Here is a 26,974-nt window from a genome sequence, read left to right as displayed (position 1 = left end):
ACGAGACGCCGTCAGTTGCCATCGGCAAACTCGGCCAGCACGTTCGCCAGCGGCAACGGACGCACCATGCGAACGTCTGCCAGTTGGTCACTGAAATCGGCAACAAGTTCCGTCAACAACCGGGTGGCAGTGGCAAAATCGTATATTTTTTCGGCACTTATGCCTTGTTCCACCAACCACTGGCATAGTACCCCAGCCTGCGCATCGGCATCACTGTCAGATCCGCTCTCGACCAGCTGCAACAATTCGGGTAAGAGGCGGGCCAGATCGGTCTGGCGCAGCAGGGCGGGCACCCGAGTCAGGATCATGGTGTCGCGTCCCCCGCTTTTCAACTCCAGCCCCATGCGTTTGAGCAGACGTTCCCGCTCCTCCACCAGGGCGACCAGGTTTTTCGGCAGCTTGAAGGAGACCGGCAGCAACAAAGGCTGGGCCGCCAACCCCTGGCCCCAGGCATCCAGCAGCCAGTGGCGCAACAACAGACGCTCGGCGCGCACCAGGGAGAGCAGCGCCAGCTGCCCCTGACGCTCCATCAGCAGATAGGCCTGCTCGACCAGGCTCAGGGCGCGCCACTCCCCCGTTCGGGCTGGCGTCTCGACGGCACCGCTCTCGGCTACGGGCCGGGATGCCGGCATCGCCACCTCGGGCAGGGTGGTGAGCAAGGCGCCCATGCCTCGCATGGCGGCCCGGCTCGGGGGTTCGGGAGGCTGGTAGTGTCCTCCCCTGCCACCACCGCCTTCCCGCACGCCGTCGCCATCTCGCGCAGGGGCAGGAGCTCGATAGCCGTGTTCGGCACCGTACCACTCGGTGCGCGGCGCCTGACCCGGATAGGTGATCTCCGGGCTGCCCGGCAGCTCGACCTGGGTCTCGGCCAGGGGTGCATCGGTGGCGCTCCCTGCCCCGTCCTGGCGCAGGGCGGTAAACAGCGCCTGGAAGATGAAATCGTGGATGAGACGCGCCTGATGGAAACGCACTTCGTGCTTGGCCGGATGGACGTTGACATCCACCTGGCGGGGATCCAGCTCGATATAGAGCACATAGGCCGCGAAGCGATCGGCGGGCAGCAGCTCGTCATAGGCTTGGCGAATGGCGTGATTGATGAGCTTGTCCCGCATCATGCGGCCATTGACATAGCTGTATTGCAGGTCGTTCTGCGGCCTGGCTCCTGCCGGGGTGGCCAGCCAGCCCCACAACCGCACGTCGCTGTGTTCGCTCGATACCGCCAGGGCATGGTGCATGAAGGGGGAACCGCAGACGGCGGCGAGGCGGCGCTCCTGCTCCGCCACCGTGTTGGCCGCCTTGTACTGGCGCACCACCTTGCCGTTGTGGCGCAGGATCAGGGTAGCGTCGAAGCGGGAGAGCGCGATGCGGCGCACCAGTTCGTCGATGTGGGCAAATTCGGTCTTTTCGCTGCGCATGAACTTGCGCCGCGCCGGGGTGTTGAAGAAGAGATCCACCACCTCCACCGTGGTGCCCACCGGGTGGGCCGCCGGCTTGACGGTGACGCTCATCTCACGCCCTTCCGCCTGTGCCTGCCAGGCCTCGCTCTGCTCCGCCGTACGGGAGGTGAAGGTGAGACGGGAGACCGAACTGATGGAGGCGAGCGCCTCGCCGCGAAAGCCCAGGCTGTTGATCCCTTCCAGATCGTCGAGAGTCGCCACCTTGGAGGTGGCGTGGCGCGACAGCGCCAGCACCAGCTCATCCTTGGCGACGCCACCGCCATTGTCGCGAATGCGGATAAGCTTGGCACCGCCCTTGTCGATGTCGATCTCGACCCGGTCGGCCCCCGCATCCAGGCTGTTTTCCACCAGTTCCTTCACCACGGAGGAGGGCCGCTCCACGACCTCACCGGCAGCAATCTGGTTGGCCAGAATCGGCGGCAATATACGGATTGGCATCGCTTGCTCCTGCAGATGAAAAAGGGGAAGAGGTGGACCTGGCGCCATCAACGCTCACCGCCCCTCCCTGCCATCGGCAGAGAAGGGCGGCGTTCTTCAGCCCGCGCTATTTTCGCGGAATATAGAGCACCTGCCCTATCTGGATGTCCCGTGACTTGAGCTTGTTGATCTCCACCAGTCGGGCCTGACTCACCCCATGTTTCTCGGCGAGACGGGAGAGGCTCTGGCCACGGGTGACCACGTGGCGGATCATGTTGGACTTGTCGTTGCTCTGCACGCTGGCAACCGGCGCACTCGGCTCCTGGGCTGCGACCTTGTAAGGTTTGATCACGCCGGCACCGGAGGCGCTGCCGACACTGCTGACCGGGGCGCCGCCATCACCGACGCGATAGGGCTCGCTCGCCGGCATCCGGTTGGTCACGACCTGCTGCGTTGGCTGGGCAGCCGGCTTGCTGACGGCGACCGGCTTGCTGGCAGGCGCCTGACGCGGCGGGGCGGCAACCTGGCCCTTGCCGGTGAGCATGGGCCCCTTGGTCGGATGGCTGCGGTAATAGTTGCGGATCCCCTCGAAGATGGCCCGGGCCAGCTGATCCTGATAGCTGGCGGTGGCCAGCAGCTTCTCCTCGGCGTGGTTCGAGATAAAGCCGGTTTCCACCAGTACCGATGGGATGTCCGGCGCCTTCAGCACCGCCAGGCTCGCATGTTCCGGCGCCTTCTTGTGCAATCTGGCCACCCGGCCGAGCGAGCGCAGGATCTGGCGGCTGACGTCATAGCCTTCAGCCCGCGACTTGTCCATGGAGAGATCCAGGAAGGTCTGCGCCAGATAGGGGTTGGGATCAGACTCGGCCAATACCTTGCCAACGCCCCCCAGCAGCTCCCCCTGCTTCTCCTGCTTCTCGAGCCAGCTACCCATCTCGCGGTTGGCGCGGTTGGTCGACAGCACCCAGACGGAGGCGCCGCGAGGAGTCGAGTTGTGGAAGCTGTCGGCATGCACCGACACCAGCAGGTCAGCCTTGGCCTTGCGGGCAATCTCGGAGCGTTTGTTGAGATCGACGAAGTAGTCGCCACGGCGGGTCAGCACGGCGCGCATGCCGGGCTCCCGGTCGATGAGGGCCGCCAGCTTCTGGGAGACCGCCAGGGTCACCCGCTTCTCGTAGGTGCGGCGCGGGCCGATGGAGCCCGGGTCTTCCCCGCCGTGACCAGGGTCGATGGCAATGACGATGGCCTTGCCATGCCCCCCGACGGGAGCGGGCTGCGCCGCGGTACTCCCCTTCTCTTCATAGGGAAGATCGATCACCAGACGGTGGCCATAGGGGCCTGCCGGCGCCAGCGGGAAGACCACCGGCTTGATGGCAGAGCCGAGATCCAGCACCAGTCGCAGGCCGCCCTTCTCCAGCGGCGTGCTCTCGCGGATCTTGCGCACCAGCTCGCTCTTGTTCTCGATGCGGGCCAGGTTGGTGGCGTTGCTCGCCCCTTTCAGGTCGATGACCAGACGGTTCGGACCGGTCAGGGTGAAGTAGTTGAAATTGGGGGCGCTGCTCATGTCGAGCACCACCCGGGTGTTGTCCGGTGATGGCCACACCCGCACACTCTTGAGCTGATTGGCCCAGGTGGGCAATGCCATCAGGGAGAGAACAAAGACAAGGATCACGCGCACTGAGATGACAACCGTTCCAGAATGGCTTCGCCGATAGCAGTACGGGCATCAATCTGCACCTCGCGCTGCTCGTTTGCATAACTCAGGGTGATCTCGAGATCCGGGGCTGGCAGCCAGCCGTCGCCCTTCTGTGGCCACTCCACCAGGCAGAGGGTATCGGCGGCGAAATAGTCGCGAATGCCCATGAACTCCAGCTCTTCCGGGTCGGCCAGTCGATAGAGATCGAAGTGATAGACCTGCCACTGGGCAAGCTCATAGGGCTCCACCAGGGTATAGGTCGGACTCTTGACCTTGCCCTCATGACCCAGTCCCTGCACCCAGCCTCGGGTCAGGGTGGTTTTGCCGGCCCCGAGGGCACCGTGCAGAAATACCGTGGTGGCCTGCTGGCACGCCTTTGCCAGACGGCCACCCAGCGCCACTGTTGCTGCCTCGTCCGGCAGTGTCATCATCAAGGTTTTTGCCATGTTCTTCTTGTTACTTGTTACTGTGTCGGATTGACCAGACGACGGATCCAAGGCAGCAGATCCGATGCCAGCATGCCCCTCTCACCCTCGGCGGCGGCCAGGTCGGCGGCCTCTGCGTGGATCACGGCCCCGAGTCGGGTGGCCATGCCCGCAGACCAGCCCTGAGCCAGAAGGGCGGCGATTATACCAGACAAGAGGTCACCCATGCCGCCACTGGCCATGCCGGGGTTGCCCTCGTCGCACAGGGAAATGCGCCTGCCGTCGCAGATGAGCGACCCCGCCCCCTTGAGCAGCACCACGCCACCGTAGCGCTGTTGCAGCCGCGAGACGGCCGCAAACCTGTCCCCCTCGACCTCGGCGATGGTGCAGCCCAGCAGGCGAGCCGCCTCCCCGGGGTGGGGTGTGAGCACCCAATTATCCTGATGACGGGGGGCCTGCGCCAGCCAATTCAATCCATCGGCGTCCAATACCAGTGGCACGGCGGCTCCGATGCCCTGTTCGAACCGGGCCCGGCCCCACCCATCCTGACCGAGCCCGGGGCCCAGTACCTGCACCGATGCCCACCCTTCATCCATGTCCGCCGGGCATCCCATCAGCTCGGGTTGAACCAGGCTGGCCGCAGGACAATCCGGGTGCTGGCGCAGGCGTACCAATCCCGCCCCCGCCCGCAGACAGGCCTGACCCGCCAGCAGGATGGCCCCCTGCATGCCGAGGTTCCCCCCCGTCAGCAGTACCTTGCCGCTGTGTCCCTTGTGAGCCGAGCGCCTGCGCGGGGTCAGCAACCCCTTGAGGCTGGGATAATCGATCCGCTCGGCAGCGGGAGCCCGTTCCTCCCCCGGCATCACTCCCAGGGGATCCCGGTCGAGGTGACCGACTCCGTCTACCCCGTCGGCGGTGAGCATGCCCTGCTTGATGCCGATGAAGGTGAGGGTGCGGGTGGCACGCACCAGTGCGCCCATGGCGCGGCCGGTGTCGGCATGGAGACCGGAGGGGAGATCCACCGCCAGCACGGGCGCGTTCAAGCCATTGATTGTTGCGACGATCTTTGTCATTGACGAGGAGAGGGGAAGCTGGACGCCGGTACCGAGCAGTGCGTCTATGACCAGATCCGGCGGCGGCAGCGTGGTGGGCAGCAGATCCTCGGCCATGGTCACGCTCCCCCCCGATGCGAGCCACTCTTCGGCAGCCCGCCTGGCATCTCCCCTCAGCAGGCCGGGAGCCCGGGCGGCAATCACCAAAGGCTCGAGGCCGATGCGCCGGGCAAGGCGGGCCAGCACGTAGCCATCCCCACCGTTGTTGCCAGGGCCAACGAAGATCCACCACTGACGGCTGTCGGGCCAGTGGTGACAGGCATAGTTGCACAGCGCATTCCCGGCCCGCTCCATCAGCACATAGAGGGGAAGCCCCTCCTGCTCGGCCCAGCGCCGTTCCATGCTGCGGATCTGCTCGGCCCGCCACAGGGGTTGTGCTAGACTCTCCCACTCATTTTTTCGGATAGCGTCCCCGAACACCTCTACCATGACGGCCCCCACGTTTCATCATCCCATGACCCGGCAACTGGCACGCCATATTGCCGCCCTGCGCCTGCCACACTCCTGCAGGCAGAGGGGGGATGCTGCATGACGGCTGCCGAACTTGCGCAACTGGCCCACGATATCAAGCTCTGGGCAAGGGAGCTAGGATTTGACCAGGTCGGCATCGCCGACACCGACCTCACCCTGGAAGAGCCGAAGTTGCAGGCCTGGCTGGATGCCGGTTATCACGGCACCATGGACTACATGGCGCGCCACGGCATGATGAGGGCCCGCCCCCACGAGCTGTTGCCGGGCACCTTGCGGGTCATCTCGGTGCGGATGAACTACCTCCCGTTCGAGGCGGGCTTTGCCGCCACCCTGCGCGATCCCACCCTCGGCTACATCAGCCGCTATGCCCTCGGCCGCGACTACCACAAGGTGCTGCGCAACCGGCTCAAACAGTTGGGGGAGCGCATCGAGCTGCGGTGCGAAACCCTGTTGCAGGCAGCGGGACAAACCCTGGGCGAGTGGCGCCCCTTCGTCGACTCGGCCCCTATTCTGGAACGGCCGCTGGCGGCCAAGGCCGGCCTTGGCTGGGTGGGAAAGCACTCACTGCTGATCAACGAGTCCGCCGGCTCCTTCTTCTTTCTGGGAGAATTGCTCATCGCCCTGCCGCTGCCCGTGGATGTCCCGGTGGAGAAGGAGCTGTGTGGCAAGTGCGTGGCCTGCATCAACATCTGCCCCACCGGTGCCATCATCGCCCCCTATGTGGTAGACGGACGGCGCTGCATCTCCTATCTCACCATCGAGAATGACGGCCCCATTCCCGAGGAGTTCAGGCCGCTCATGGGCAATCGCATCTATGGCTGTGACGACTGCCAGCTCATCTGCCCCTGGAACCGCTATGCCGATGCCAGCCCCGAACCCGATTTCAGCCCCCGCCCCGACCTGCATCGCCCTCCCCTGCTAGTGCTGTGGCGCTGGAGCGAGGCCGAATTTCTCAAGCACACGGAAGGCAGCCCCATCCGCCGCATCGGCTATCAGCGCTGGCGCCGCAACCTGGCAGTGGCCCTTGGCAACGGGCCGGCCAGCAGCGAGGTCCTGGCCGCCCTGCAACAGGCGCTGCCTGAGGCTGCGCCCATGGTGGCCGAGCATATCGAGTGGGCGCTGGCGACCCTGGCCAGGCGTCAGCAGGAAGAGAATAAAAAGACGCGATTGCTGATCCGCTGCATCGAAAAAGGTCTGCCGGATCACGCATAAGTGATCTGGCCCTTGCCGGATCGCAGCCATTTTTTCATGCTCTGCCGACCATTGAACATCGGCACAATAAAAGGAAGATTCTGATGCAGATGCTGGGAGTAGATATTGGGGGGTCCGGGATCAAGGGCTGCCTGGTCGACACCGAAACCGGGGAGCTGATTGGCGAACGCCACCGCATCGCCACACCGCAACCGGCAACCCCGGCCGCCGTGGCACACACCCTCAAGGCGCTGGTCGAGCACTTCGAATGGAAGGGGCCCGTGGGGTGCGGTTTTCCCGCCACCATCCACAACGGCATCGCCAAGAATGCCTCCAACATCGACAAGAGCTGGATTGAGACCGATGCCGCCCACCTGTTTGCCGATGTGACCGGCCTGCCCTGCCATGTCCTGAACGACGCCGATGCGGCCGGTCTGGCGGAGATGCGCTTTGGCACCGGGCAGGATCGCCAGGGGGTCATCATTCTCATCACCGTCGGCACCGGCATCGGTACCGCCGTCTTCGTCAATGGCCAGTTGCTGCCCAATACCGAGCTGGGTCACCTGATGCTGGAAGGCATGGTGGCCGAACACTATTGCTCCGATGCGGTACGCAAGCGCGAGGATCTTTCCTGGGGCCGCTGGGGCAAACGTTTCAACAAATACCTGGCTCGCCTGGAGTTTCTGTTCTCCCCCGACCTCTTCATCCTGGGGGGCGGCAGCGCCGCCAAGCTCGACAAGTTCATCGACAAGATTGAGACCCGGGCTCCCCTGGTGGCGGCCGCGAACCTCAACCAGGCCGGCATCATAGGCGCCGCCCTCTATGGCGCGGCCCGGCAAGGGGGCTGACCGCCAGCAACATCAGAAGACCCGGCCCGTGCCGGGTCTCTCTCATCCGGGCTCAGAGATCGTCGAGGCGATGAGCACCGTGTACCAGACGGGTCAGGCGGGATTGGGCCATGGAGGCCAGGGCTTTCAGCAGCGCCGCCGTGTCGGGCGTGGGGCACTCCCGGGCCAGACGTTCCAGCTCGCCGATGAGCCTCTCCTCCTGGCGTGACACCAGGGCCACTATCTCCGCGGGCTGGGTTGTGGCGGGCAGCGCCAGACGATCCCCCTCGGCCAGCAGATCCTCGCCAAACCCCTGATCCAGCCAGGTCTCCTTCACCGCGCTGCCCATCTGCTCGCGATAATCGTGCAGATGAGCCGCCGCGGCATCCTCCCGCCCTTGCAGATAGGCCAGCAACATCCTGCTGCGCTCAGCATCCACCCGGGGGATCTGGCGCCCGTAAATGCGCCCTTGCCGATGATGAAGCTCCTCGAGATAGAGCATCAGGTCCTTGATCTGTTGGAATCGCATCTCGCCTCCCTCCTGGCATCCACCTGCAGCCAGTATAGGGAGCTGGCATGTCGACACGGCCACGAACTGGTCATTTATTGTTCTGCATCAAGGAGATGGAAAAGAAAGCAGAAAAAGAGACAGCAGGAGGAAGGGGAAACCGGCAGCGAGGCTGCCCGGACAACCGGGCACCTTGTCCGAAGGGGAGACATCAAATCGACGACATAAAAGATATTTACCAGCTTATATTCGGACTGGAGTCATCAAATCGGAATCTAATATTGATGCTGGTGGTGATACCTCCACACCATAGTCAAATGGCGGGAATCCTTATCCATTTTTTAGACGTCTAGACGTAAAAACATGCGTTGACACAGCCATCCGGACATCTTAGCATCATCCTCCATGATGACAGAGCTACCCAGTGAAACCTCTGCCCAATTTACCCGCCTGTAGCGCCCTGTGCTTTAAGGCTGTTAGCACGGAAGAATCCATGATTAAGTTGATCGGTCTCAACAAAGTCTACGGTAAAGGCAGTGATGCCGTGCACGCCCTGCGTGACGTGAGCCTGCATGTGCCCCAAGGCAAGATCTTCGGGGTGATCGGTGCCTCCGGGGCCGGCAAGAGTACCCTTATCCGCTGCGTCAACCTGCTGGAGCGCCCCACCGAGGGGCAGGTCATCGTCGATGGCCAGGACCTGGTCGCCCTGAGCGAGCGGGATCTGACTCAGGCTCGTCGCCAGATCGGCATGATCTTCCAGCACTTCAACCTGCTGGCCTCTCGCACCGTCTCCGCCAACATCGCCTTCCCGCTGGAGCTGGCGGGCTGGAGCAAGGACAAGATCCAGAGCCGGGTCAGCGAACTGCTGGCCCTGGTCGGGCTGGAAGCCCGTGCCCACGCCTATCCGTCCGAGCTCTCCGGCGGGCAGAAGCAGCGCGTCGCCATCGCCCGTGCCCTGGCACCGGCTCCCAAGGTCCTGCTGTGTGACGAGGCCACCTCGGCCCTCGACCCGCAGACCACCCGCTCGATCCTGACCCTGCTCAAGGAGATCAACGTCAAGCTGGGGCTCACCATACTGCTCATCACCCACGAAATGGACGTGGTGAAGGGGATCTGCGACGAAGTGGCCATCATCAGCGACGGCCATCTCATCGAGCAGGGGGAAGTGGCCTGGTTCTTCAGCAATGCCAAGACCCAGCTGGCCCGGGATTTCATCCACTCCACCATCCACCTGGAAGTGCCCCAGGAGTATCAGGATCGGATGAGTGCCGAGCGGGTGCCCGGCAGCTATCCCCTGGTGAAGCTCGGCTTTACCGGGACCACGGTGGATTCGCCGCTGATTTCCGAGGCGAGCCGCCGTTTCAACATCGACATCAGCATCCTGAGCGCAGACATCGAATACGCCGGTGGCGTCAAGTTCGGCTTCCTGCTGGCGGAACTGTTCGGGGACGAGGCCCAGTGCGAGGCCACCCAGCAGTTCCTCATCGACAACCACATTCAGCTGGAGGTAATGGGTTATGTCCGAAGCAATGATTAATCTGCTGATTTCGGCTCTGGGCGACACCCTCATCATGGTGTTTGCCTCCGCCCTGTTCGGCTGCCTGCTCGGCCTGCCGCTCGGCGTGGCGCTGCACGTGACCAAGGCAGGACAGATCCTGGCCAATCCGCTGCTCAACAAGGTCCTGGGCGTCATCGTCAACGTCGGTCGCTCGGTGCCCTTCATCATTCTGCTGGTCGCCATCATTCCGTTGACCCGCTTCATCGTCGGCACCAGCATCGGTACCATCGCCGCCATCGTGCCGCTGACCGTGGGCTGCATCCCCTTCATCGCCCGCCTGGTGGAAGGGGCTCTGATGGAAGTGCCTGACGGCCTGCTGGAAGCGGCCAAGGCCATGGGGGCCAAGCCCCTGCAAATCATCGCCAAGGTGCTGCTGCCCGAGGCCCTGCCGGGGATCCTCAACAGTGTCATCATCACCCTCGTCACCCTGGTGAACTACTCCGCCATGGCAGGTGCCATCGGAGGCGGTGGTCTCGGTGATGTGGGTATTCGCTACGGCTACCAGCGTTTCGATCCCACCGTCATGCTGGTCACCGTGGTCATTCTGGTGGTGCTGGTTCAACTCATCCAGAGCGCGGGTGAGCGCCTGGTCAAACAATGTGATCATCGTTAATCGTCGATTTCTGACAGGAGGTTTTTATGAAATTGGGCATCAAATCCGCAGCAGCTGCGCTGCTGGCAACCCTGGTACTGGTCGGTTGCGGCCAGAAGGAAGAGAACAAGACCCTGAAGGTGGGCGCCATCGCCGGTCCCGAGACCGAGCTGGTTGAGACCGCGGCCAAGGTGGCCAAGGAAAAATACGGCCTGACCGTCGAAGTGGTCACCTTCTCCGACTACGTCACCCCGAACGTGGCCCTGAACGACGGCAGCGTCGACGTCAACGCCTTCCAGCACAAGCCCTACCTGGATGCCCAGATCCGTGATCGCGGCTTCAAGCTGGTGCCGGTCGGCAACACCTTCGTCTACCCGATCGCCGGTTACTCCAAGAAGGTCAAGGCCCTGTCCGAGCTGAAAGACGGTGCCCAGATCGCGGTGCCGAACGATCCGACCAACCTGGGTCGTTCCCTGATCCTGCTGGAGAAGCAGGGCCTGCTGAAGCTGAAAGAGGGTGCCGGTCTGGAAGCGACCGTACTGGACATCGCCAGCAACCCGCGCAACTTCAAGATCGTCGAGCTGGAAGCCGCACAACTGCCGCGCTCCCTGGAAGACGTGGATCTGGCCATCATCAACAACACCTTCGCCGGTCAGATTGGTCTGACCCCCACCGAGAACGGCCTGTTTGTCGAAGACAAGGAGTCCCCCTACGTCAACCTGATCGTTGCTCGCGAGAACAACAAGGACGACGAGAAGGTCAAGGAGTTCGTCCAGTCCTTCCAGACCGACGAGGTCTTCAAGAAGGGGACCGAACTGTTCAAGGGCGGTCTGGTGAAAGGTTGGTAATCACTCACTCTGGAAAAAAGGCCACGTCAAGCGTGGCCTTTTTTTTTACCCCCGTTATCATAGCCAGAAGCACGGCAACACGAAAAACAGAACAACAATGAAGAAATGGTATCTGGCCTACTGCAAACCCAAGGAAGAGGCCCGCGCCCGCGCCCATCTGGCAGCCCAGGGCGTTGAATCCTATTACCCCATGGTCGAGATTGAAAAACTGCGGCGAGGCAAGCGCGTGCCCCAGCGCGAGCCCATGTTCCCCAACTATCTCTTCATCTACGTGGATCTGGAAGAGGTCACCCCGGTCACCCTGAAATCGACCCGGGGCATCAGTCGCATCATCCACTTCGGCAAGGAGTGGACCCCCGTCAGCAGCCAGCTGATCTACCGGCTCATGAGCCGGGACGACAGCGACGAGGCGCGCGCCAGCTATGCCCGTCTGCCGACCCAGGGAGACAAGGTACTTATCGAATCCGGCCCCCTCGCCGGGTTTGAAGCCATCTATCTGGAACCGGATGGCGAAAAGCGGGCCATCCTGCTGGTCAACCTGCTCAACCAGGAGACCTGCAGCAGCTTCGAAAACCAGGCCTTCCGCCGCCTGGAGTGAACCGTCCTGTCGGCAGAAAGAGACACAGGGCAGTACACAAGACACCATCCCCCTGCTTCCGAACGGTCAGGACCGCTCCTGCGTCGTGCATCCTTCCACCACCAGGTTTTCGGGCCGAAAAAAACGGGGCAGACCCAGAGGTCTGCCCCGTTTTTCTCTCCCTTGCGTCAGGCATCCAGTTCGAAGCGGCTGATGGCCGATGTCAGTCTCCCGGTCTCCCGGGTCAGGCGGGCGGCGATCTGCTCCCCCTGCTGGCCATGCTCGCTGGACTGATGGCTGAGCCCGGCAATCTCCTCCACCGTGCCCGCCACCTCCTGCGCCGCCCTTGACTGCTGCTCGGTGGCGGTGGCGATGGCGGCAAGCTGGCCGCTGAGATCCTGCACCAGCGTCGCCATCGACTCCAGGGTCTCGGTCACCGAGGCCACGGCGCCGCGCCCCTGCTCCACCAGCAGGGTACCGCTGCCCACGGTATCCGCGGTCTCCCGGGTCTGCTGCTGGATGCTGGCAATGGTCTGGTTGATCTCCATGGTCGATGCGCTGGTGCGGCTGGCCAACTGCCTCACTTCATCGGCCACCACGGCAAATCCCCGTCCCTGCTCACCGGCCCGCGCCGCCTCGATGGCCGCATTGAGTGCCAGCAGGTTGGTCTGCTCGGCGATGGTGGCGATCACTTCGGTGACCCTCCCCACCTGCTCGCTCTGGCTGCTGAGCTGCGTCATCGCCTGGTTTGCCTGGGCAATCATGGCACCAATCTGCGCCATGGTGGTCCCCATGCGGGCGAGGGCCTGCTCCCCCTCCCTTGCCTGTTGCTCGGTCTGGCGAGCCGCTCCCGCCGCGTCCGCAATGTTGCCCGCCACATCCCGGGTACTGACCGACATCTGCTCGATGGCGGCTGCCACCGCATCGAGCCGCTGATTCTGGCTCGCCAGATCATCCACGATGGCATTGGTGGTCTGGCCCACCTCGCGGCCAGCCCCTTCCACCTGACCGACCGCCCCCTGGATCTCCCCCACCAGCTCGCGCAACTGTGCCGACATCCGGTTGATGGAGCCCGTGAGCCCTCCCAGCTCATCCTGACGAAGCACGGGCAAGGGGGTGACGGGGAGGCGGCCATCGGCCACCAGGCCCGCCCGTTTCACCAGGCTGGCGATGTCCCGGGTCAGGCGCCGGCTGAACAGCAGGGCCACCAGGGTGCCCAGCAGGATGACGCTGGTGGTGGCCAGCAGCAGGGTGCGGTGAATGGTCTGACTGGCGGCCGCCATCTCCCCCGCCATCTTGTCCACCTCGGCACGGGTATGGGTCACCTGGGTCGCCAGCTGATCCGCCAGCCGGGTCAGGGCGGGCTCTATCTCGGTAGCCATCAGGTGGTTGGCCCTGTCCCAGTCCGGGGCCTGGCGCTTCTCGATCACCTGACCGACCAGCTCTGCAAAGGGGGCTGACATCTCTTCAAAGAGCGTCCAGAGCCCCTTTTGTGCCTCGGTGAAGTTGGCCTCTTGCTGTTTCAGCTCGGCCACCCGCTGCTGGTGGAACTGGTAGTAGTCCCGATACTTGTCCAGGTACTCCTTCTCCCCCGAGATGAGGAAATCCCGCAGGGCGGAGAGCGCATTGCCCAGGCTGTTGTAGGCATCCCCCACCTGCTTGAGCAGCAGGCGCCTGTCACCGGGCAACGTCGCCTGGGGCGTTGCCACCTCTTCATTGGCAAAAGACTGCAACTGATCGAGGGCCGACTCCGCCAGGGGGCCGGCCTCCAGCAGCATCAGGGTGTGGGCGGGCAGGTTCTCTTCGGTGTGAGCCAAGGCCCACACCTGTGACTGTGCCCCCTTGAAATCCTTGAGTGCCCGGGTCAGGTCAGGGGCGAAACGCTGGCGTTCGATGGCGTGCCAGGCCTCTTCCCACTCCTGCTTGATGCGATCACCCTGTGCCGGATCCTTGCCGAGGATGAGATAGGCCCGCAGGGATGAAACGGTGGCAATCAGGGCTTTCTGGCTCGCCTCGTCCCGCTGCAGGGCGGGCAGGGCCTGGGCCAGCAAGGCATCTTGCGAGCCTTCGATCCGGCCGAGCTGATGATAGACAAGGGCGGAGGAGAGAATGATGAGCAGGTTGATAAAACAGAAGCTCAACAACAACTTGCTTGATATTTTCATGGCCATCCTTGGAATTCGTCGGGCATCCTGCCCGGGATTAGCGTCTGATGAGCGCGGGCAAACGAGCCTGCCAACCCTGATGCCATCCCATCAGCTCCTCGCGGGGCATGGGACGGGCGGAGAAGAAGCCCTGGCATTGATCGCACCCCAGCTTCGCCAGCAATTGCCAGGTCGCCTCATCTTCGACCCCCTCGGCCACCGATTTCAAGCCCAACTTGCGAGCCAGCTCGATGCTGGACTCGATGATGGCTAGGCGAGAGGGATCTTCATAGCAGCGATCCACGAAGGATCTGTCCAGTTTCAACTCGGTAAAGGGGAGCAGGGCGAGCTGCTGCATGGAGGAGTAGCCGGTCCCGAAATCATCGATGGAGAGGCCAAAACCGTGCATCCGCAAGCGGGTCAGCACCTCCAGCGACTTGCCGAGATCCTTGACGAAGGCGCTCTCGGTCACTTCGAGGGTGATGAGCTCGGGGTTGATGCTCCAGCGCTGGCAGTGGCTGAGCAGGGTGTTGCACAGATCCCCCTCGATGAGGGAGGTGGTGGAGAGGTTCATCGACAGGTTCAGGGAGAGCCCGGTCTTCTCCCACAGGTGGCCGTCCCGCAGCGCCTTGCCGATGATCACCTCGGTGAGCGGGTCGATGAGCCCGTTGTGCTCCGCCAGCGGGATGAAACGGGCTGGCGAGATGAGGCCATATTCGGGGTGCTGCCAGCGGGCAAGAGCCTCCATGCCGAGCCACTCCCCGTTGTGAAAACCCACCTTGGGTTGATACCAGGGCAGCAACTGGTCCTGATCCAGCGCCCGGCGCAGCTCATCCAGGGTCAGGTGATAACCATCCTCTTCCTGGCTGCGCACCTGCTGGGGCCGCCAGGCACCGATAAGCTGCGCGATCTGCTGGGGAGACGCGGGTTTCTCGATGCGCCCCAGCACCTGCAGGCCATAGGCCCGGCTCATGCGCAGCACGGCATCGACCACGTCATCCTCCAGGGCGCTGCACAGCACAATGCCGCCGCGGAACCCGCCAAGGGAGAGGCGGCGCAGCAGCGCCATGCCATCCATGCCCGGCATGCGCAGATCACAGAACAGGATGTCGACCCTGTGGCGCTGGCACTGTGCCAGCGCCTCCTCCCCGTCCTGCGCCTCCAGCAGGTTGCCGTAGCCCAGTCCGCGGATCTGGTGCATCAGGGCCTTGCGCTGGAAGTTGTGATCCTCCACCACCATGATCGCCAACTCATGCCGTGCGCTATTCATCGAGCCATAACCCCGTTTCACCTCTGATAGAGTCCATCAATGCCTGTACCGCCCTGGCCAGGTCATCGAGCTTGTCCAGTTGTTTCAATCTGGCTGCCGCCTCCAGCCGGGCCGCCTCCTCTGCCAATGCCTGCTGTCCTACCATGCGCGCGGCCCCCTTGATGCGATGTGCCGTCTCCACCAGCGCCTGGGTATCCTGGCTGGCCAGCGCCAGCCTCATGTCCTCGCCATCCTGCTCGTTGGCTTCCAGGTATTCGCTGGCCATGCTGCGTGCCACCGCCTCATCCCCGAACAGGGTCAACCAGCTTATGCCTGGCAGCTGAACCCTGGCTTGCCGGGGCGCCTCCGAGGCGAGCTGTTCTTCCTGAGTCGGCAACCAGCGTCCCAGGGTCTGGCTCAGGGCATCCAGGCTGTAGGGCTTGAACAGCATGTCGTTCATGCCGGCATCACGCATCTGCTGGCTCGCCTCCTCAGAGGTATCGGCCGTCACCCCGATAATGGGAGCTCTGTCCCCGGCATCCCGCAAGGCTCGCGTGAGGGCATAGCCATCCATCACCGGCATGTGGCAGTCGGTCAGCAGCAGGGCGAAATCCTGCCCCTGCCAGGCGCGCAGCGCCTCTTCGCCATCTTCCACCACCTCGGATTCGAGCCCCAGGATAGCGAGCTGTCTCGTCAGCAATGCCCGGTTGACGGGGTGATCATCCGCCACCAGCACCCGCCCCCTGAGCTTCTCCCCCTCCATCCCCATCGACTGGCTCGCCTGCTGGTTGAACAGTGACTGGCAGGTTTCCAGCAACAGATCGGGGTAGAGAGGCGATTGTCCCAGTCGCCACCAGGCGTCGCCCCCCATGCGCCCCCGCAGGGCCTCATGGGGAGAGAGTACTATGCCCTTGAGGTTCGAACGCTGCAAACAGGCCAGCCAGTCACTGCCAAGGGCCTGTTCCAGGTGATTCTCCTGCGCCAGCAGATGCCCCTCGAGGGGCTGCTGCCAATGGTGTGCCTCCATGCGAACCAGTCTGGCGCCCAGCCTGGCCATCACCGATTCCAGCCCCTCATCCTCCCCAAACCACCACCATACCTGACCGGTCAGGGGCGGCGCTTCCCACTGGCACTCTGCCAGGGGCAGCGTGAAGGTCACGCAGGTGCCCATTCCGGGGGTACTTTCCAGGGTCAGGCTCCCCCCCATTTTCTGGGTGAGTTGATGACAGATGGCAAGCCCAAGCCCGGTGCCGCCAAACCGGCGATTGGTATCGGACTCCACCTGCTTGAACGGGATGAAGAGGGTGCGCTGCTGCTCCAGGGCGATGCCTATCCCGGTATCCCGGACCCGGAAGGCCAGCCGGTCGTCTTCATAATCCACCTGGATGGCGATCGCCCCTGCCTCGGTGAACTTCACCGCGTTGTTCAACAGATTGGAGATCACCTGCCCCACCCTTATCCCGTCGATGCAGGCCAGATCCGGCACCGTCTTCCCCCACCGCAGCGTCACGTTGAGCCCCTTGCCATAGGCCAGGGCCGCATGTCCCCGGATGACATCGCAAATCACCGAGGTCAGGCGGCAGTGATGGGGGTGCAGTTGCAACTGCCCGGCTTCCATCTTGGAGAAGTCCAGGATGTCGTTCACCAGATAGAGCAGATGGTTGGTGGAGGTCGAGATATTGCGCAACATGTAGCGCTGATCGTCGTCCAGCGCGCTCATTTGCAGCAGCTCCAGCATGCCGTGCATGCCGGAGATGGGAGTGCGAAGCTCATGACTCATGGTGGCGAGGAAGCGGCTGCGCGCCTGGGTCGCCTCCTCCGCCACCCGCCTGGCCTGGCGCAGCTCCAGCTCCTGGCGCTTGAGCTTGGTGATGTCCTGCACCACGCCGTTCAATATGACCCCTTCAAGCCCCTCCTGGTGAACGAAATGACCACGGATCTGCAAATAGCCCGCCTCCCCCTGGCGCCGGATCTCCACCTCGAGATCCAGCGGCTGCATGCTCAGGGCATGACGATCCACCGTGGCCACGAAGTCCTCGTGCGCCTTGCCTGTCAGCCCCAGGATGGAGGCTCCGGTGACCGCCATGCCGACCAGGTCCTCTTCGACCCCCACCATCTCCCTGACCCCTTGCGAGGTGTAGAGGAAGTGCCCCTTGCCCGGCCCAAGCCAGTGATACTGATAGACCAGACCCGGCATGCTGTCGGTGATCTGGGTCAGCCGGGTCTGCGCCTCCTGGGCCGCAAACCGCGCCTGCTCCAGCTCGGTCACGTCGGTCAGCACGGTCAGGATCCCGAGTCGCTTGTCATCGGGCCCCGCAAAGAGCCGCTTGGTGTAGATCATCTGGTGCAGGCGATCGTCATCAAACCGGATCTCGCCCCGGCCATGAAGCTCCTCTCCGCTCTCCCAGACGCTGGCATCCTCCTCCATCACCCTGGCGCGGATCGACTCGGGCAATCGATCCTGGAGCAACCGCTCATAGGAGCCCGTCAAGTTCTCCCCGCCGAGGAACATCTGCCGATACGCCCGGTTCGTCATTGCCACTTCATAGCGCTCGTTGGTCAGCACCACCTGGTTGGGCAGGGCATCCAGCATCATCTGGACAAACATCAACTGCTCCTCGAGCCGCCGCTCGGCCTCCCGCCGCTGGCTGATCTGGCGGCGCAACGTCCGGTTCCAGCCCATGAACAGCAAGAGGCAGAGCAGGAAGATGCCGCCGCCGAGGGAGGACCAGAGCAGCACCGTCTTCGGATCCAGTCCCGTCTGTATGGTCAGGGAGAGCCACTTTTTCTCCAGGGCGGAGAGCTCGTCGGGGGGAATGGCGATCAGCACCTTGGTGAGGATCTGCTGCAGCATGGGGTCCTGCAACTGGGTCGCCATGGCGATGGGTACCCGCAGGTCGCTGCCGGAGAAGACCACCTGGTAGCGGTCGCTGAATCCCTTTTGCAGCGACTGCTCCAGGGTGGTGGTGCTCATCAGCACATAGTCGACCTTCTGCTGGTCCAGCAGGGGCAGCAATTCGGCATCGCTGGCCACCGGCACGGCGATGGCCCCCACCTCGTTCAGCAAGACCTGCTCCACCGAGCCCCCTACCATGCCCACCCTGTGCCCTTTCAGTGCCCTGGCGGCGGTGAGCTCGGCCATCCCCTGCCTCGCCACGACCACCCGGTTGATCGACGCGTAGTTGGGGGTAAACCGGGCAAACTGCTGACGCTCCGCGGTGGGAGTCATGGCCGGGATGAGATCCAGCTTGCGATCCTGGAAGAGCGCCATGCTCTGGGCCCAGCTCCGGGTCGGCACCAGGGTGAACTGAAGCCCGGCACGCTGGCTCATCAGTGTCAGCAGATCGGCAATGAGCCCCTTGAGCCGCCCCCTGTCGTCCACCTCGCTCATCCCGGGCCAATCCGGGGCAACCCCGTAGCGGATGACCGGATGTGCTTGCAACCACGCCTGCTCCTGCGGATTGAAGACGATCTCCCTGCTCCTTTTCACCAGGGCATAGTCGAGGATGTCCCCCGCCTCCAGAATGGCGCGACGCTCCAAGGGAGAGATGTCCTCGAGGGCCCGCTCCAGCAATCCCTGCAAGACATCATTCCTGGGTGCCACGGCCATGGCGAGGGAGGTATCCCTCATCCAGTCGATCCTGGCCAGCGCCATGCCCGCCATGGCTTGCAGCCTGTTCAGCATGGGCAGCTCGGCCAGATAGGCATCCGCCTTGCCCTCCTTGAGCATGAAGATCGCCTCGTCCCGGCTGTCGGCCGTGATCAGGTTCGAGATCCCCAGGCGCAGCAGCTCATCGCAGGCGCTGACACCGAAGACGCAGACCCAGCGCACCCCATAGGCCTCTTCCAGCGAGAGGCTCTCCCGCCCCCCCGTCAACAGCACGGCCCGGGGCAGTGCCATCAGCTCGGAGGTAAATTGCATCTGCAGGGTGCGGGTCGGGCTCGGAGCCACCCCGATCAACATGTCGACCTTGCCATCCAGCAAGGCCTGCTGGACCGCCGCATTGTTGGCATAGGCACGGTAGCGAAGGCTCACTCCCAGCCTGGCTGCAATCTGGGAGGCGAACTCATCCAGGGGGCCGGTGAAATTGCCGCGCCCATCGGTATAGACATAGGGTGGCCAGGCCGCCGAAGGCATGCCGACAACCAGTTCATCATGGGTGGCAAGCCAGTGCAGTTCATCCAGGGTGAAGTTGCTCTGGTCCAGTTGCGCCGGCACAGCCGCAACCATCAGGCTCCAGAAAGCCAGACCACATAGCAGGATGAGACGACAGCAGCGGCGGAACATTATCAACTCCCATACGAAACGGAGGGGGATCATAGAGTGTTTGGCGCAATGTGCGACAACTAAATTGAGACAATGCTCATCAGGAAAGAAAAATGGCAGGCCCAGGCCTGCCATCCACCAGGTCGGGGGCCGGGCCCCCTCCCCTCAGGTTATTCGATTCCCGAGCCGGAAACCGGTTTGAAACTCCCGCTCACGGATGTGGGCGATCTGCACTTCCTTGCCTTCCAGCCCGATGTCTTTGAGCAGGGCAGGTGAAAGATGCAGGTAGCTGACGCGACGCTCCAGCCGGGTGATCCTTTTTTGAACCAGGGTCTCTACGTGGCGCAGCAGGGCGAGTTCGATAGACATAATATTCTCCAGTTGAACGTGCGGTTCCCCCGGAGAGAGGTGATCACCCTGCGGGACAACCGCGGGTGATGAAAAAAGCAGGTGTTACCTGTCCCCTCCACGCGGCAAATAAAGAGCACGAGTCTTCGCGCTGCCAGAGCAGCGATCGAACGCAACGTTGAACATGGAATGTTGCATGGTCGTCTCCTTACCGTGTGAAAGTTGAACAAGTTGCCGCAGTGTAAAAAAACACCGAATTTTACGCAATATCTCTCCCACCCATATGGGTGGAATGCGGCCAAAAAGAGGTTCAGTCAAATCCCTGACAACAGCCGGAACTCCTCCAGCGCATAGGTATCCGTCATGCCGCTCACATAATCGAGCAGCAGCCGCACCCGGTAGTACCACTCCTGCTCGCTCTCCTTTTCGAAACGGGGATCCCGGCTCGCCACCGCCAGCCGGTACGCCTTGAGGTGGCGGGCAGAGAGGCGGTGGAACAGCCGCCGGGCAAAGAAGAGCTCGCTCCCGCCGTTGCCTGCGAGCAGCCGCTCGAACTGGCTGGCGGGAAGGGCCAGCAGGCAGGCGTAGGTGGAGAGCACCCCGCGCAGGGCGGCATAGCCTTCCAGCTCCAGCGCCTCCACCTCCGGGCGCATGAACACCAGCTCGCGAGCCACCCGCTTGAGGGTATCGAGTACCCGGGCTGCCGGAGCCTGGCCGTGCAGCAGCGCCTGGGGATAGGCCCCGCTCAGGATCTGATCGTGCTCGGCCACATAGGTATGGGCGGCAAGCGCCACCAGATCCCGGGTCAGATGCTGGCGAAAATGGGGGAAGAACCCCCGACCGGAGGCAAGCGCCTCATCGAGCAGGTCGGCCATGTAACCGCCCTCGTCCGCCTCGCGCAGGGCTGCCAGCAGTTCGCTCTGGGTGAGGATGTGCCTGTCCACCGCATCCTCGAGATCGGCGATGCAGTAGGAGATGTCGTCCGCCGCCTCCATGATGTAGACCAGCGGATGACGGCACCCCTCGGCCAGCCCCAGGCTCTGGCCGAGGGCACGATAGAGGGGTTGTTCGCTGAAGAAGATGCCGCGCTTGCTGGTCCAGCCGTGGTGCTGACCATAGCCCTGTGGATGGTGCAGGCCCGGCAGGGGCTGCTGGGGGTATTTGCACAGCGCCGCCAGCTGCCCCAGGGTGAGGTTCAGCTCATGCAGGCTGTGCACCAGTCGCAGGCTCTGGGCATTGCCGTCAAACACCAGCAGATCCTGGCGAAGGGTTGCCCACTGGGGGCTCGGCAACTGGTCGTGGGCACGGGCGAAGAGGCCGTCCAGCTCCTGGGCAAGCCACTGACTCATCACCTGCTCGCCGAAATGGCCAAACGGCGGGTTGCCGACATCGTGCAACAGGCAGGACATCTCCACCAGATTGATGAAGGCCCCCTCGCACACCACTCCGGCCGGCAGCGCCGCCAGGATGCGGCGACTGATCTGGCGACCGGTCTCCTGCACCTCCAGCGAATGGGTGAGGCGGCTGCGCACCGAGGCTTTCACATCGAGCGGGAAGACCTGGGTCTTCTGCTGCAACCGACGCACCGGCGCCGCCTGCACGATGCGGGTGCGGTCCTGCTCCGTCGCCTCCAGCAGGTCTTCGTCTCCCCAGGGGTGAATGCGCTCGGGGGGGATCAAACGGTCATACATGTCGCGGCTCCTTGCCTGAGGCGTCGTGTCTACGAGAGCAGCCAGCGCCGCAGGCGGGCGATGTCACCCGGGTATTCCCGGCGCAGGGTTTCAATCCAGTCTTCCACGTTCTCCCACCAGGCGGGGTGATCCGGGCTCTGGATAAGCTGGGCCGTCTGCTGCAACCGGCGCAGGCCGATGGAGCCTGCCGCCCCCTTGATCTTGTGGGCCTCCTCCACCACACCGGCCTGATCCCTGGCAATCATGTTGGAGTCGAGCACCGCCATGTAATCCGGCATCATCTTCTCGAACAGCTCGACGCTGGAGAGCAGCACCGGCTTGCCGACCGTGCTGGCGTAATCGGTGAGGAAGGGCAGATCCAGCAGGGCATCCTGATGGTGGACATCGTCCTGCTCGTCCGCCTCGTCCCCGGCGAGATCCGCAAACAGGTGGCCTATCACCTCCCGCACCGCCTTGGAGCCCAGCGGCTTGTTGATCACATCCTGCATGCCGTGATCCCGGTAGTACTGGCGATCGCCGGTGGCATTGGCGGTGAGCGCCACCATGGGGGGCAAGCTGTCGCCGTAGCGCGCGAGCAGTTGCTCCGCCACATCGAACCCCGTCATGTCCGGCAGCTGGATGTCGAGCAGGATCAAGTCGAAATCATCCGGGTTGGCCATGGCCAGCGCCTCTGCACCATCCCGCGCCACCTTGACCTGATGGCCGAGCTTGTTCAGCAAAGCGCAGGCCACGGTGACGTTCAGCTCCACATCCTCCACCAGCAGGATGTCGAGGGAGGGCATCTCGGGCTCCGGGGCCGCGGCCCTGGGCTCGACGCAGTCCACCTCCAGCTCGGCGGTGAAGCAGGCGCCTTCGCCCGGGTCGCTGTCCACATAGAGTTGACCACCCATGGCCTGCACCAGCTGGCGGGAGACCGCAAGGCCGATGCCGGTGCCGGTAGCGTGCTTCTTGCCCTGCACCTGATAGTACATGGCGAAGATCTTCTCCTGCTGGGCACGGGGAATGCCCACCCCGGTGTCTTCCACCTCGAAGTGCAGCGCCAGCTTGCCCGGTTCATCAGCGGCGTGGGCGAGACAGCGTATGGTGACGCCCCCTTCATCGGTGAACTTGACCGCATTGCCCACCAAGTTCCACAGCACCTGACGCAGCCGGGTGCCGTCCGCCATCACGAACTGGGGCATGTCGCCGTCCCGGTCGAAGTGCAGGTAGAGCCCCTTCTGCTCCGCCTGGATGCGCGACAGCGTCTCCAGCTCGTCGAGGAAGGCGGGCAAATCCAGCGGAGCCGGCGCAATCTCCAGCCGGCGACGGTCGAGCTTGTCCAGATCGATGATGTCGTTGAAGATGTTGCCGAGCGTCACCGCGCTCAGGTGGATGGTCTTGAGCTGCTGCTGTCTGGCATCGAGGGGCGTATCCATCAACATCCGGCTCAGGCCGACGATGCCATTGAGCGGGGTGCGCAGCTCGTGGCTGATGGTGGAGATGAAGGTGGTCTTGTCCCGACTCGCCTTCTCCAGCTTGTCCTGGTACTGCTTGCGCTCGGTGATGTCGCGACCAAAGCCGAGCAGGCCGAGCCGCTTGCCGAAGCGGTCGAAGAAGGGCACCTTGCGCAGCTCGAAGTAGGCCTTGCGGCCATCGGGATACTCCAGCCACTGCTCATAGGTGAGCGGCTCGTTCTGGGCGAAGACCTGCTTGTCGGTCTCCACCACCTTGCTGGCGATGTCGTGCTTGTAGACATCGAACGGGGTCAGGCCGATGAGTTCCGCTTCCACCTTGCCGGTGAGCTCCTCCATGGCGCGGTTGCAACCGGAGAACTGCTCGTCCTCGTTGCGGTAATAGACCAGATCGGGGGAGCAGTCGATGAAGGAGCGCAAGAGGGCGGTACGCTCCCCCAGATGCAGCTGGGCTTTCTCCCGCTGGAACACTTCGTTTTCGAGATCCTCGATGGCTTGCTGGCGCAGGGTCTCGGCCCGGTTGGTCTCGGCGATCTGGGCGTTGAGCCGGCTGATGTTCTCCTGCAACTGGCTGTTGAGCTCGAGATCCCGCTCGCGCATGTCTTGCAACTTGCGCACCATCCGGGTCAGCCGCTGGCGGGAGTCCTCCAGCTGATCCACCACGATGGAGAGAAAATAGACGGCCCAGGGGGTCACCAGCAGACCGAAGAAGACAGAGCGCACCAGGTCGACGATGTCTACGGTGCCGCGCAAAAACAGGGTCACCCCCATCTGGATCGAAACAGCCAGCACTATGATGGCGGTGGCCAGGAACATGCTGAAGCGCACCAGTCCCAGCTTGGTCATCAGGTCGACGTAATATTGCGCCCAGGATTTGATCTGCTTCATCTCGTTGTTTTCTCCCCTTTTCTTGCGCAAACAGGATACCAGTACGGCGCCATGAACTCTTGTCCGTCGCGTATTCAATTATTGATTAACGTCACACTCCGGCTGGGGTAGCATGCCTGCCATGCCTCAGTCAGCACCGGTTCCACCGGAATACCGGGGCACACTGTCACCCTTCTCATTCGTTATGTCAGGAGCATACCCGATGCGAAATCATGTTCTGTTGAGCCTTGGCCTGCTGGTCGCCACCACCGCCCACGCCGATCTGGGGGAGATCCCCCGCCAGACCGGCTGGTCCGGTTTTCTGCTGGGCGGAGTCAATGCCGGCAGCCACAAGTCCAACTTCTATGCCGGTGACGACAGCAACAGCCGTATCGATGATCTGGGCTCCCCCGGCCGCGAAAGCAGTCTGAGCCCGCTGCTCAATGCCGATATCCGCTACACCTTCGCCGATACCCGCACCCAGGTCTTCCTCGGCAACCTCATCCAGGACGCGGTGCGCTTCGACTTTACCCAGCAACTCGGTCTGCGCCAGGAGATGGGTGACAAGGGTATCGTCGCCACCTCCCTGGTGTTCAACCTCATGCCGGTGGAAGTGTGGAGCGATCCCTTCGCCACCGGCGTGGACCGCAGCGCCACCGATCTCACCTCGAAAGGGGTGCGCTTTGCCTGGGACAGGATCTGGGGCAGCAACGTCTACGCCACCCTGACCAGCCGGGAAGTGGAGCTCGACGAGGAGCGCAGCGGCCAGCAATATGACCTGACCCACGGCACCCACTACGCCTCCATGCTGAGCCGCAACGGCAAGGTCCACGACCTGGCTGTCTCCTACCAGTACCACTTCGGCGGCGACCAGCTGCTGGAGCCCGCCTTCCTCTACAAGGAGGCCCGCCTGGACGGGAGTGCGGAGAGCTTCAAGAACACCGGTCTGCAGCTGACCTATGCCAAGCGCGCCTCCCAGTGGTCCATCGTGAGCAACCTCTACGCCGGCAAGCGCAAGTATGACGAGGCGAATCCCCTGTTCGGCCAGCGCGCCGATGCCAGCGAGTTCGCCCTCAATGGCACCTTCTTCTGGCACAACCTGTTCGGCATCAAACCCCTTGCCGCCACCTTCACCGCGGCCTACTCCAGCGCCGACTCCGACATCGACTTCTACGATGCCGAGGCGCTTCGCTTCAGTACCGGGCTGCTTTACAACTTCTGACCCGCCCCAAGCAAGGAGGCCACCCCCGGGGTGGCCTCTTCATTTGCACAACCCTCGACCATCAGATGCCGAGGGAATCCAGCAGATCGTCGTGCTCGTTGCTCGCCGGCGCGGCCGCCGGTGCCGGTTTGGCTGACTGCTTGGCCTGGGCGATCAGCTCGTCGGGATCCACCTCCTCCTGCACGCCGCCATCATGGATCCGGATAAACTCCGTCTTGTCCATGGCCAGCTCCAGATAGAAGATGTTGTTGCTGGCGGTGAAGAAGGTCACCCGGCGGGTCTCGGGATTGTCGAGGTTGGTGTCGACGCTCAGCATCACCTGCTTGTTGAGCGCCAGCATCTTGGGCTGGTTCTGGGTGATGTGGGTCTGCAGCTCGCGCCCCACCTTGGTGGTGAAGCTGCCGACGATCTGGTTCATCAGCTCGCCCATGACGTTGCTCACCTCGTCCGAGGTGTGGGAGATGGCAAGATCCTCCTTGGAGAGCCCCATGCTCAGCATGTAGCTCTGGTAGAGCTCCATGGCCGCGGCGGCGGAGAAGTTGATCACCACCAGCCCGGAGAAGCCGCCGTCAAACAGCACGAAACAGCCGATGTCAGGCTTGAGGCAGGTCTTGCTGATCCGCTGCACCATGCCGGAGAAGCGCACCTGGGTCTGGGTCGCCGCACTCAATACGCTCGTCACCGAATTGCACAGGCTCAGCAGTACGTCCTCTGTGGTCAATACGGCATCATCCTCGGATCTTGTCACTATCATGGAACCTTCCTGCTGATCGAAATAATGGGGCTGTCACTCGTGTCGCCCATGTCACCATGCACCGACGCGATACGCTAACAGATTGCGTGATCCCGGTGCCCAAAGCGCGAGCCACCTCTCACTTGACTGGATTATCAGTCAGAAATGGCTGAAATCCATCCAGGGTAGCCAGACGGGTTTGCCAACTGGCAGCCGCCCCTTGCAAAGCCTGCTCCTCATAGGGAATGGCGGGACAGGCACCCCAGATGGGACCGGGCCAGGCCGCATCCGAGCTGAAGCGGGCCACGTGGTGCAGGTGCAGCTGAGGCACCAGATTGCCGAGGGCCGCCACGTTGATCTTGTCCGGGCCGAGTGCCCGCTCCATCAGGGTGGCGACGGCGCAGGACTCCTGCATCAACTGCTGTTGCTGCTCGGGGGCCAGATGATGGATCTCCCGCAGGTTGGCGACCCGGGGCACCAGAATCAGCCAGGGATACTGGCTGTCTTTGGCCAGCAGGACGCGGCACAGGGGCAGATCCCCGAGTATCCGGGTATCCGCCTGAAGGCGGGGGTGCAATTCAAACATGGGGGCCTCGCTGATCAACATGGGCACATCGGGAATCAAAGATGTGCCCACGTTACTGCAACGGGGAGCAAACTTAAAGGCGCGGCACGGCCCAACCGATGAAGCGCTTGCGAAGCGCGGGGTCCGCCTGCAGGAAAAGCTGTTGCAACTGCCCTTCCAGGGCGCTGGCCGGCACGGAGGAGGCCCGGGGCGTCGCCACGGCGGCCGCAGTCACATCCGCCGCACCGGCGAGCACGGCAGGCCCCTCGCCACGGTTGTACTCCATCAGCCTGGCATGCCAGTCCATGCCGATCTGCATCCCCTGCACCATCAGCGTATCCTGGCGCACCTCGAGGGGCTGCCCCCCCGCCACCAGGCCCAGGACAGGGGCCCTGGCGTAGCGTTCCATCCCGGCCTCGTCCGCAGGCACGGGAGCCTGCAGGCGCACCGACTGCCCGCGGGCCTCATAGCGAAGCACCTGGGGCTCGGAGCGAACCTGGCGATCGTTGTCGCTGCTGTTGCGACTCGGGATCACCCCCTCGTAGCGCACCAGCAGTTGCTGCTCTCCGTCGGCCAGCACGGCATGCTGCTCGTCCTGCACCTTGCCTGCGCTCACCGCCAGGATCTGGAAATCCCGGGGCACCTCGACCCTGACCTCGGCCTGCACACCGCTGCAGCACAGCAGCGCAACCCCTGCCCAACCCTGATGACGCTTCATTCCCTGACTCTCCTTTCGCGATGAAGGGCGCAGGGTAGCA

At 63.4% G+C, this 26,974-nt stretch carries 21 protein-coding genes; 7 read left to right on the top strand and 14 right to left on the bottom strand.

Annotated features, from left to right (window positions below; translation table 11 throughout):
• Window positions 1-11: 11 nt before the first annotated feature.
• The 4 genes from mutL to AB7E19_RS00240 all read right to left on the bottom strand — a co-directional run bounded on the left by mutL (window position 12) and on the right by AB7E19_RS00240 (window position 5,536).
• Window positions 12-1,895: a DNA mismatch repair endonuclease MutL gene (mutL, locus tag AB7E19_RS00255; RefSeq protein WP_322131016.1), complete on the bottom strand. Its 1,884-nt coding sequence runs from the start codon at window positions 1,893-1,895 to the stop codon at window positions 12-14.
• Between the two features lie 106 nt (window positions 1,896-2,001).
• The gene (locus AB7E19_RS00250; protein WP_322131017.1) at window positions 2,002-3,552 is read right to left on the bottom strand and encodes an N-acetylmuramoyl-L-alanine amidase; all 1,551 of its coding nucleotides are present in this window, start codon (window positions 3,550-3,552) and stop codon (window positions 2,002-2,004) included.
• Complete coding sequence (gene tsaE / locus AB7E19_RS00245) at window positions 3,543-4,016, bottom strand: tRNA (adenosine(37)-N6)-threonylcarbamoyltransferase complex ATPase subunit type 1 TsaE (RefSeq protein WP_069651841.1); 474 nt, start codon at window positions 4,014-4,016, stop codon at window positions 3,543-3,545. The genes AB7E19_RS00250 and tsaE overlap by 10 nt, the downstream gene beginning before the upstream one ends.
• Before the next feature lie 17 nt (window positions 4,017-4,033).
• Window positions 4,034-5,536 (bottom strand): NAD(P)H-hydrate dehydratase, encoded by a 1,503-nt coding sequence (locus AB7E19_RS00240; protein WP_322131018.1) that lies wholly within the window; start codon window positions 5,534-5,536, stop codon window positions 4,034-4,036.
• A 99-nt stretch (window positions 5,537-5,635) separates the two neighbouring features.
• On the opposite strand from AB7E19_RS00240, the gene queG reads away from it, so the two are divergent.
• The gene (queG, locus tag AB7E19_RS00235; protein ID WP_322131019.1) at window positions 5,636-6,790 is read left to right on the top strand and encodes a tRNA epoxyqueuosine(34) reductase QueG; all 1,155 of its coding nucleotides are present in this window, start codon (window positions 5,636-5,638) and stop codon (window positions 6,788-6,790) included.
• An 83-nt stretch (window positions 6,791-6,873) separates the two neighbouring features.
• A complete protein-coding gene (ppgK, locus tag AB7E19_RS00230; RefSeq protein ID WP_151028723.1) occupies window positions 6,874-7,617 on the top strand; it encodes a polyphosphate--glucose phosphotransferase in 744 nt (247 codons plus the stop codon).
• A gap of 52 nt (window positions 7,618-7,669) precedes the next feature.
• On the opposite strand, the gene AB7E19_RS00225 is transcribed toward ppgK, so the two are convergent.
• A complete protein-coding gene (locus tag AB7E19_RS00225) occupies window positions 7,670-8,125 on the bottom strand; it encodes a hypothetical protein (RefSeq protein WP_039040959.1) in 456 nt (151 codons plus the stop codon).
• 472 nt (window positions 8,126-8,597) lie between these two features.
• Here AB7E19_RS00225 and metN point away from each other — a divergent pair, with 472 nt between their 5' ends.
• The 4 genes from metN (at window position 8,598) to rfaH (ending at window position 11,700) form a co-directional block, all read left to right on the top strand.
• Entirely contained in the window at window positions 8,598-9,641 is a 1,044-nt protein-coding gene (metN, locus tag AB7E19_RS00220) for a methionine ABC transporter ATP-binding protein MetN (protein ID WP_103261496.1), read from the top strand.
• Window positions 9,622-10,275 carry a methionine ABC transporter permease gene (locus AB7E19_RS00215; RefSeq protein WP_029313844.1) on the top strand — a complete coding sequence of 218 codons (654 nt, stop codon included), beginning with the start codon at window positions 9,622-9,624 and terminating at the stop codon, window positions 10,273-10,275. The genes metN and AB7E19_RS00215 overlap by 20 nt, the downstream gene beginning before the upstream one ends.
• 26 nt (window positions 10,276-10,301) lie before the next feature.
• Window positions 10,302-11,102, top strand: coding sequence for a methionine ABC transporter substrate-binding lipoprotein MetQ (metQ, locus tag AB7E19_RS00210; protein WP_010673183.1), 801 nt, complete (start codon window positions 10,302-10,304; stop codon window positions 11,100-11,102).
• A gap of 97 nt (window positions 11,103-11,199) precedes the next feature.
• Window positions 11,200-11,700, top strand: a complete 501-nt coding sequence (gene rfaH / locus AB7E19_RS00205; RefSeq protein WP_010673182.1) for a transcription/translation regulatory transformer protein RfaH — start codon at window positions 11,200-11,202, stop codon at window positions 11,698-11,700.
• A gap of 167 nt (window positions 11,701-11,867) precedes the next feature.
• Here the strand turns inward: rfaH and AB7E19_RS00200 are convergent, their stop codons facing one another.
• The 6 genes from AB7E19_RS00200 to arcB form a co-directional block, all read right to left on the bottom strand.
• The gene (locus AB7E19_RS00200; protein ID WP_223915118.1) at window positions 11,868-13,844 is read right to left on the bottom strand and encodes a methyl-accepting chemotaxis protein; all 1,977 of its coding nucleotides are present in this window, start codon (window positions 13,842-13,844) and stop codon (window positions 11,868-11,870) included.
• 37 nt (window positions 13,845-13,881) lie between these two features.
• Window positions 13,882-15,093, bottom strand: a complete 1,212-nt coding sequence (locus AB7E19_RS00195) for an EAL domain-containing response regulator (RefSeq protein ID WP_322131021.1) — start codon at window positions 15,091-15,093, stop codon at window positions 13,882-13,884.
• Window positions 15,086-19,360: a transporter substrate-binding domain-containing protein gene (locus tag AB7E19_RS00190; RefSeq protein WP_322131022.1), complete on the bottom strand. Its 4,275-nt coding sequence runs from the start codon at window positions 19,358-19,360 to the stop codon at window positions 15,086-15,088. The genes AB7E19_RS00195 and AB7E19_RS00190 overlap by 8 nt, the downstream gene beginning before the upstream one ends.
• A gap of 144 nt (window positions 19,361-19,504) precedes the next feature.
• The gene (locus tag AB7E19_RS00185; protein WP_041211124.1) at window positions 19,505-19,708 is read right to left on the bottom strand and encodes a hypothetical protein; all 204 of its coding nucleotides are present in this window, start codon (window positions 19,706-19,708) and stop codon (window positions 19,505-19,507) included.
• A 293-nt stretch (window positions 19,709-20,001) separates the two neighbouring features.
• Window positions 20,002-21,378: a dGTPase gene (gene dgt / locus AB7E19_RS00180; protein WP_128312853.1), complete on the bottom strand. Its 1,377-nt coding sequence runs from the start codon at window positions 21,376-21,378 to the stop codon at window positions 20,002-20,004.
• A 29-nt stretch (window positions 21,379-21,407) separates the two neighbouring features.
• Window positions 21,408-23,717 (bottom strand): aerobic respiration two-component sensor histidine kinase ArcB, encoded by a 2,310-nt coding sequence (gene arcB, locus AB7E19_RS00175; protein ID WP_427934401.1) that lies wholly within the window; start codon window positions 23,715-23,717, stop codon window positions 21,408-21,410.
• Window positions 23,718-23,919: 202 nt separating this feature from the next.
• Here arcB and AB7E19_RS00170 point away from each other — a divergent pair, with 202 nt between their 5' ends.
• Window positions 23,920-24,918 (top strand): DUF2860 family protein, encoded by a 999-nt coding sequence (locus tag AB7E19_RS00170; RefSeq protein WP_286700532.1) that lies wholly within the window; start codon window positions 23,920-23,922, stop codon window positions 24,916-24,918.
• A 61-nt stretch (window positions 24,919-24,979) separates the two neighbouring features.
• Here AB7E19_RS00170 and AB7E19_RS00165 read toward each other — a convergent pair whose 3' ends face one another.
• The 3 genes from AB7E19_RS00165 to AB7E19_RS00155 form a co-directional block, all read right to left on the bottom strand.
• Window positions 24,980-25,672 (bottom strand): DUF3334 family protein, encoded by a 693-nt coding sequence (locus AB7E19_RS00165; RefSeq protein WP_029313837.1) that lies wholly within the window; start codon window positions 25,670-25,672, stop codon window positions 24,980-24,982.
• A gap of 118 nt (window positions 25,673-25,790) precedes the next feature.
• Window positions 25,791-26,237, bottom strand: a complete 447-nt coding sequence (locus tag AB7E19_RS00160) for an HIT domain-containing protein (protein ID WP_039040966.1) — start codon at window positions 26,235-26,237, stop codon at window positions 25,791-25,793.
• A gap of 73 nt (window positions 26,238-26,310) precedes the next feature.
• Window positions 26,311-26,934, bottom strand: a complete 624-nt coding sequence (locus AB7E19_RS00155; protein ID WP_286700533.1) for a DUF2057 domain-containing protein — start codon at window positions 26,932-26,934, stop codon at window positions 26,311-26,313.
• Window positions 26,935-26,974: the final 40 nt, after the last annotated feature.

The organism is Aeromonas sp. (genome assembly GCF_050252055.1).
Classification (GTDB): domain Bacteria; phylum Pseudomonadota; class Gammaproteobacteria; order Enterobacterales; family Aeromonadaceae; genus Aeromonas; species Aeromonas caviae.
This window is presented reverse-complemented; position numbering and strand designations above follow the sequence as displayed.

Excerpts from the sequence above, each read along its gene's own strand:
- tsaE (WP_069651841.1), bottom strand. The coding sequence starts at position 4,016 with ATGGCAAAAACCTTGATGATGACACTGCCGGACGAGGCAGCAACAGTG.
- AB7E19_RS00215 (WP_029313844.1), top strand. The coding sequence starts at position 9,622 with ATGTCCGAAGCAATGATTAATCTGCTGATTTCGGCTCTGGGCGACACC.
- AB7E19_RS00225 (WP_039040959.1), bottom strand. The coding sequence starts at position 8,125 with ATGCGATTCCAACAGATCAAGGACCTGATGCTCTATCTCGAGGAGCTT.
- metQ (WP_010673183.1), top strand. The coding sequence starts at position 10,302 with ATGAAATTGGGCATCAAATCCGCAGCAGCTGCGCTGCTGGCAACCCTG.
- AB7E19_RS00195 (WP_322131021.1), bottom strand. The coding sequence starts at position 15,093 with ATGAATAGCGCACGGCATGAGTTGGCGATCATGGTGGTGGAGGATCAC.
- AB7E19_RS00165 (WP_029313837.1), bottom strand. The coding sequence starts at position 25,672 with ATGATAGTGACAAGATCCGAGGATGATGCCGTATTGACCACAGAGGAC.
- dgt (WP_128312853.1), bottom strand. The coding sequence starts at position 21,378 with ATGTATGACCGTTTGATCCCCCCCGAGCGCATTCACCCCTGGGGAGAC.
- arcB (WP_427934401.1), bottom strand. The coding sequence starts at position 23,717 with ATGAAGCAGATCAAATCCTGGGCGCAATATTACGTCGACCTGATGACC.
- AB7E19_RS00200 (WP_223915118.1), bottom strand. The coding sequence starts at position 13,844 with ATGAAAATATCAAGCAAGTTGTTGTTGAGCTTCTGTTTTATCAACCTG.
- AB7E19_RS00240 (WP_322131018.1), bottom strand. The coding sequence starts at position 5,536 with ATGGTAGAGGTGTTCGGGGACGCTATCCGAAAAAATGAGTGGGAGAGT.
- rfaH (WP_010673182.1), top strand. The coding sequence starts at position 11,200 with ATGAAGAAATGGTATCTGGCCTACTGCAAACCCAAGGAAGAGGCCCGC.
- AB7E19_RS00155 (WP_286700533.1), bottom strand. The coding sequence starts at position 26,934 with ATGAAGCGTCATCAGGGTTGGGCAGGGGTTGCGCTGCTGTGCTGCAGC.
- queG (WP_322131019.1), top strand. The coding sequence starts at position 5,636 with ATGACGGCTGCCGAACTTGCGCAACTGGCCCACGATATCAAGCTCTGG.
- AB7E19_RS00190 (WP_322131022.1), bottom strand. The coding sequence starts at position 19,360 with ATGTTCCGCCGCTGCTGTCGTCTCATCCTGCTATGTGGTCTGGCTTTC.
- AB7E19_RS00185 (WP_041211124.1), bottom strand. The coding sequence starts at position 19,708 with ATGTCTATCGAACTCGCCCTGCTGCGCCACGTAGAGACCCTGGTTCAA.
- mutL (WP_322131016.1), bottom strand. The coding sequence starts at position 1,895 with ATGCCAATCCGTATATTGCCGCCGATTCTGGCCAACCAGATTGCTGCC.
- AB7E19_RS00160 (WP_039040966.1), bottom strand. The coding sequence starts at position 26,237 with ATGTTTGAATTGCACCCCCGCCTTCAGGCGGATACCCGGATACTCGGG.
- ppgK (WP_151028723.1), top strand. The coding sequence starts at position 6,874 with ATGCAGATGCTGGGAGTAGATATTGGGGGGTCCGGGATCAAGGGCTGC.
- AB7E19_RS00170 (WP_286700532.1), top strand. The coding sequence starts at position 23,920 with ATGCGAAATCATGTTCTGTTGAGCCTTGGCCTGCTGGTCGCCACCACC.
- metN (WP_103261496.1), top strand. The coding sequence starts at position 8,598 with ATGATTAAGTTGATCGGTCTCAACAAAGTCTACGGTAAAGGCAGTGAT.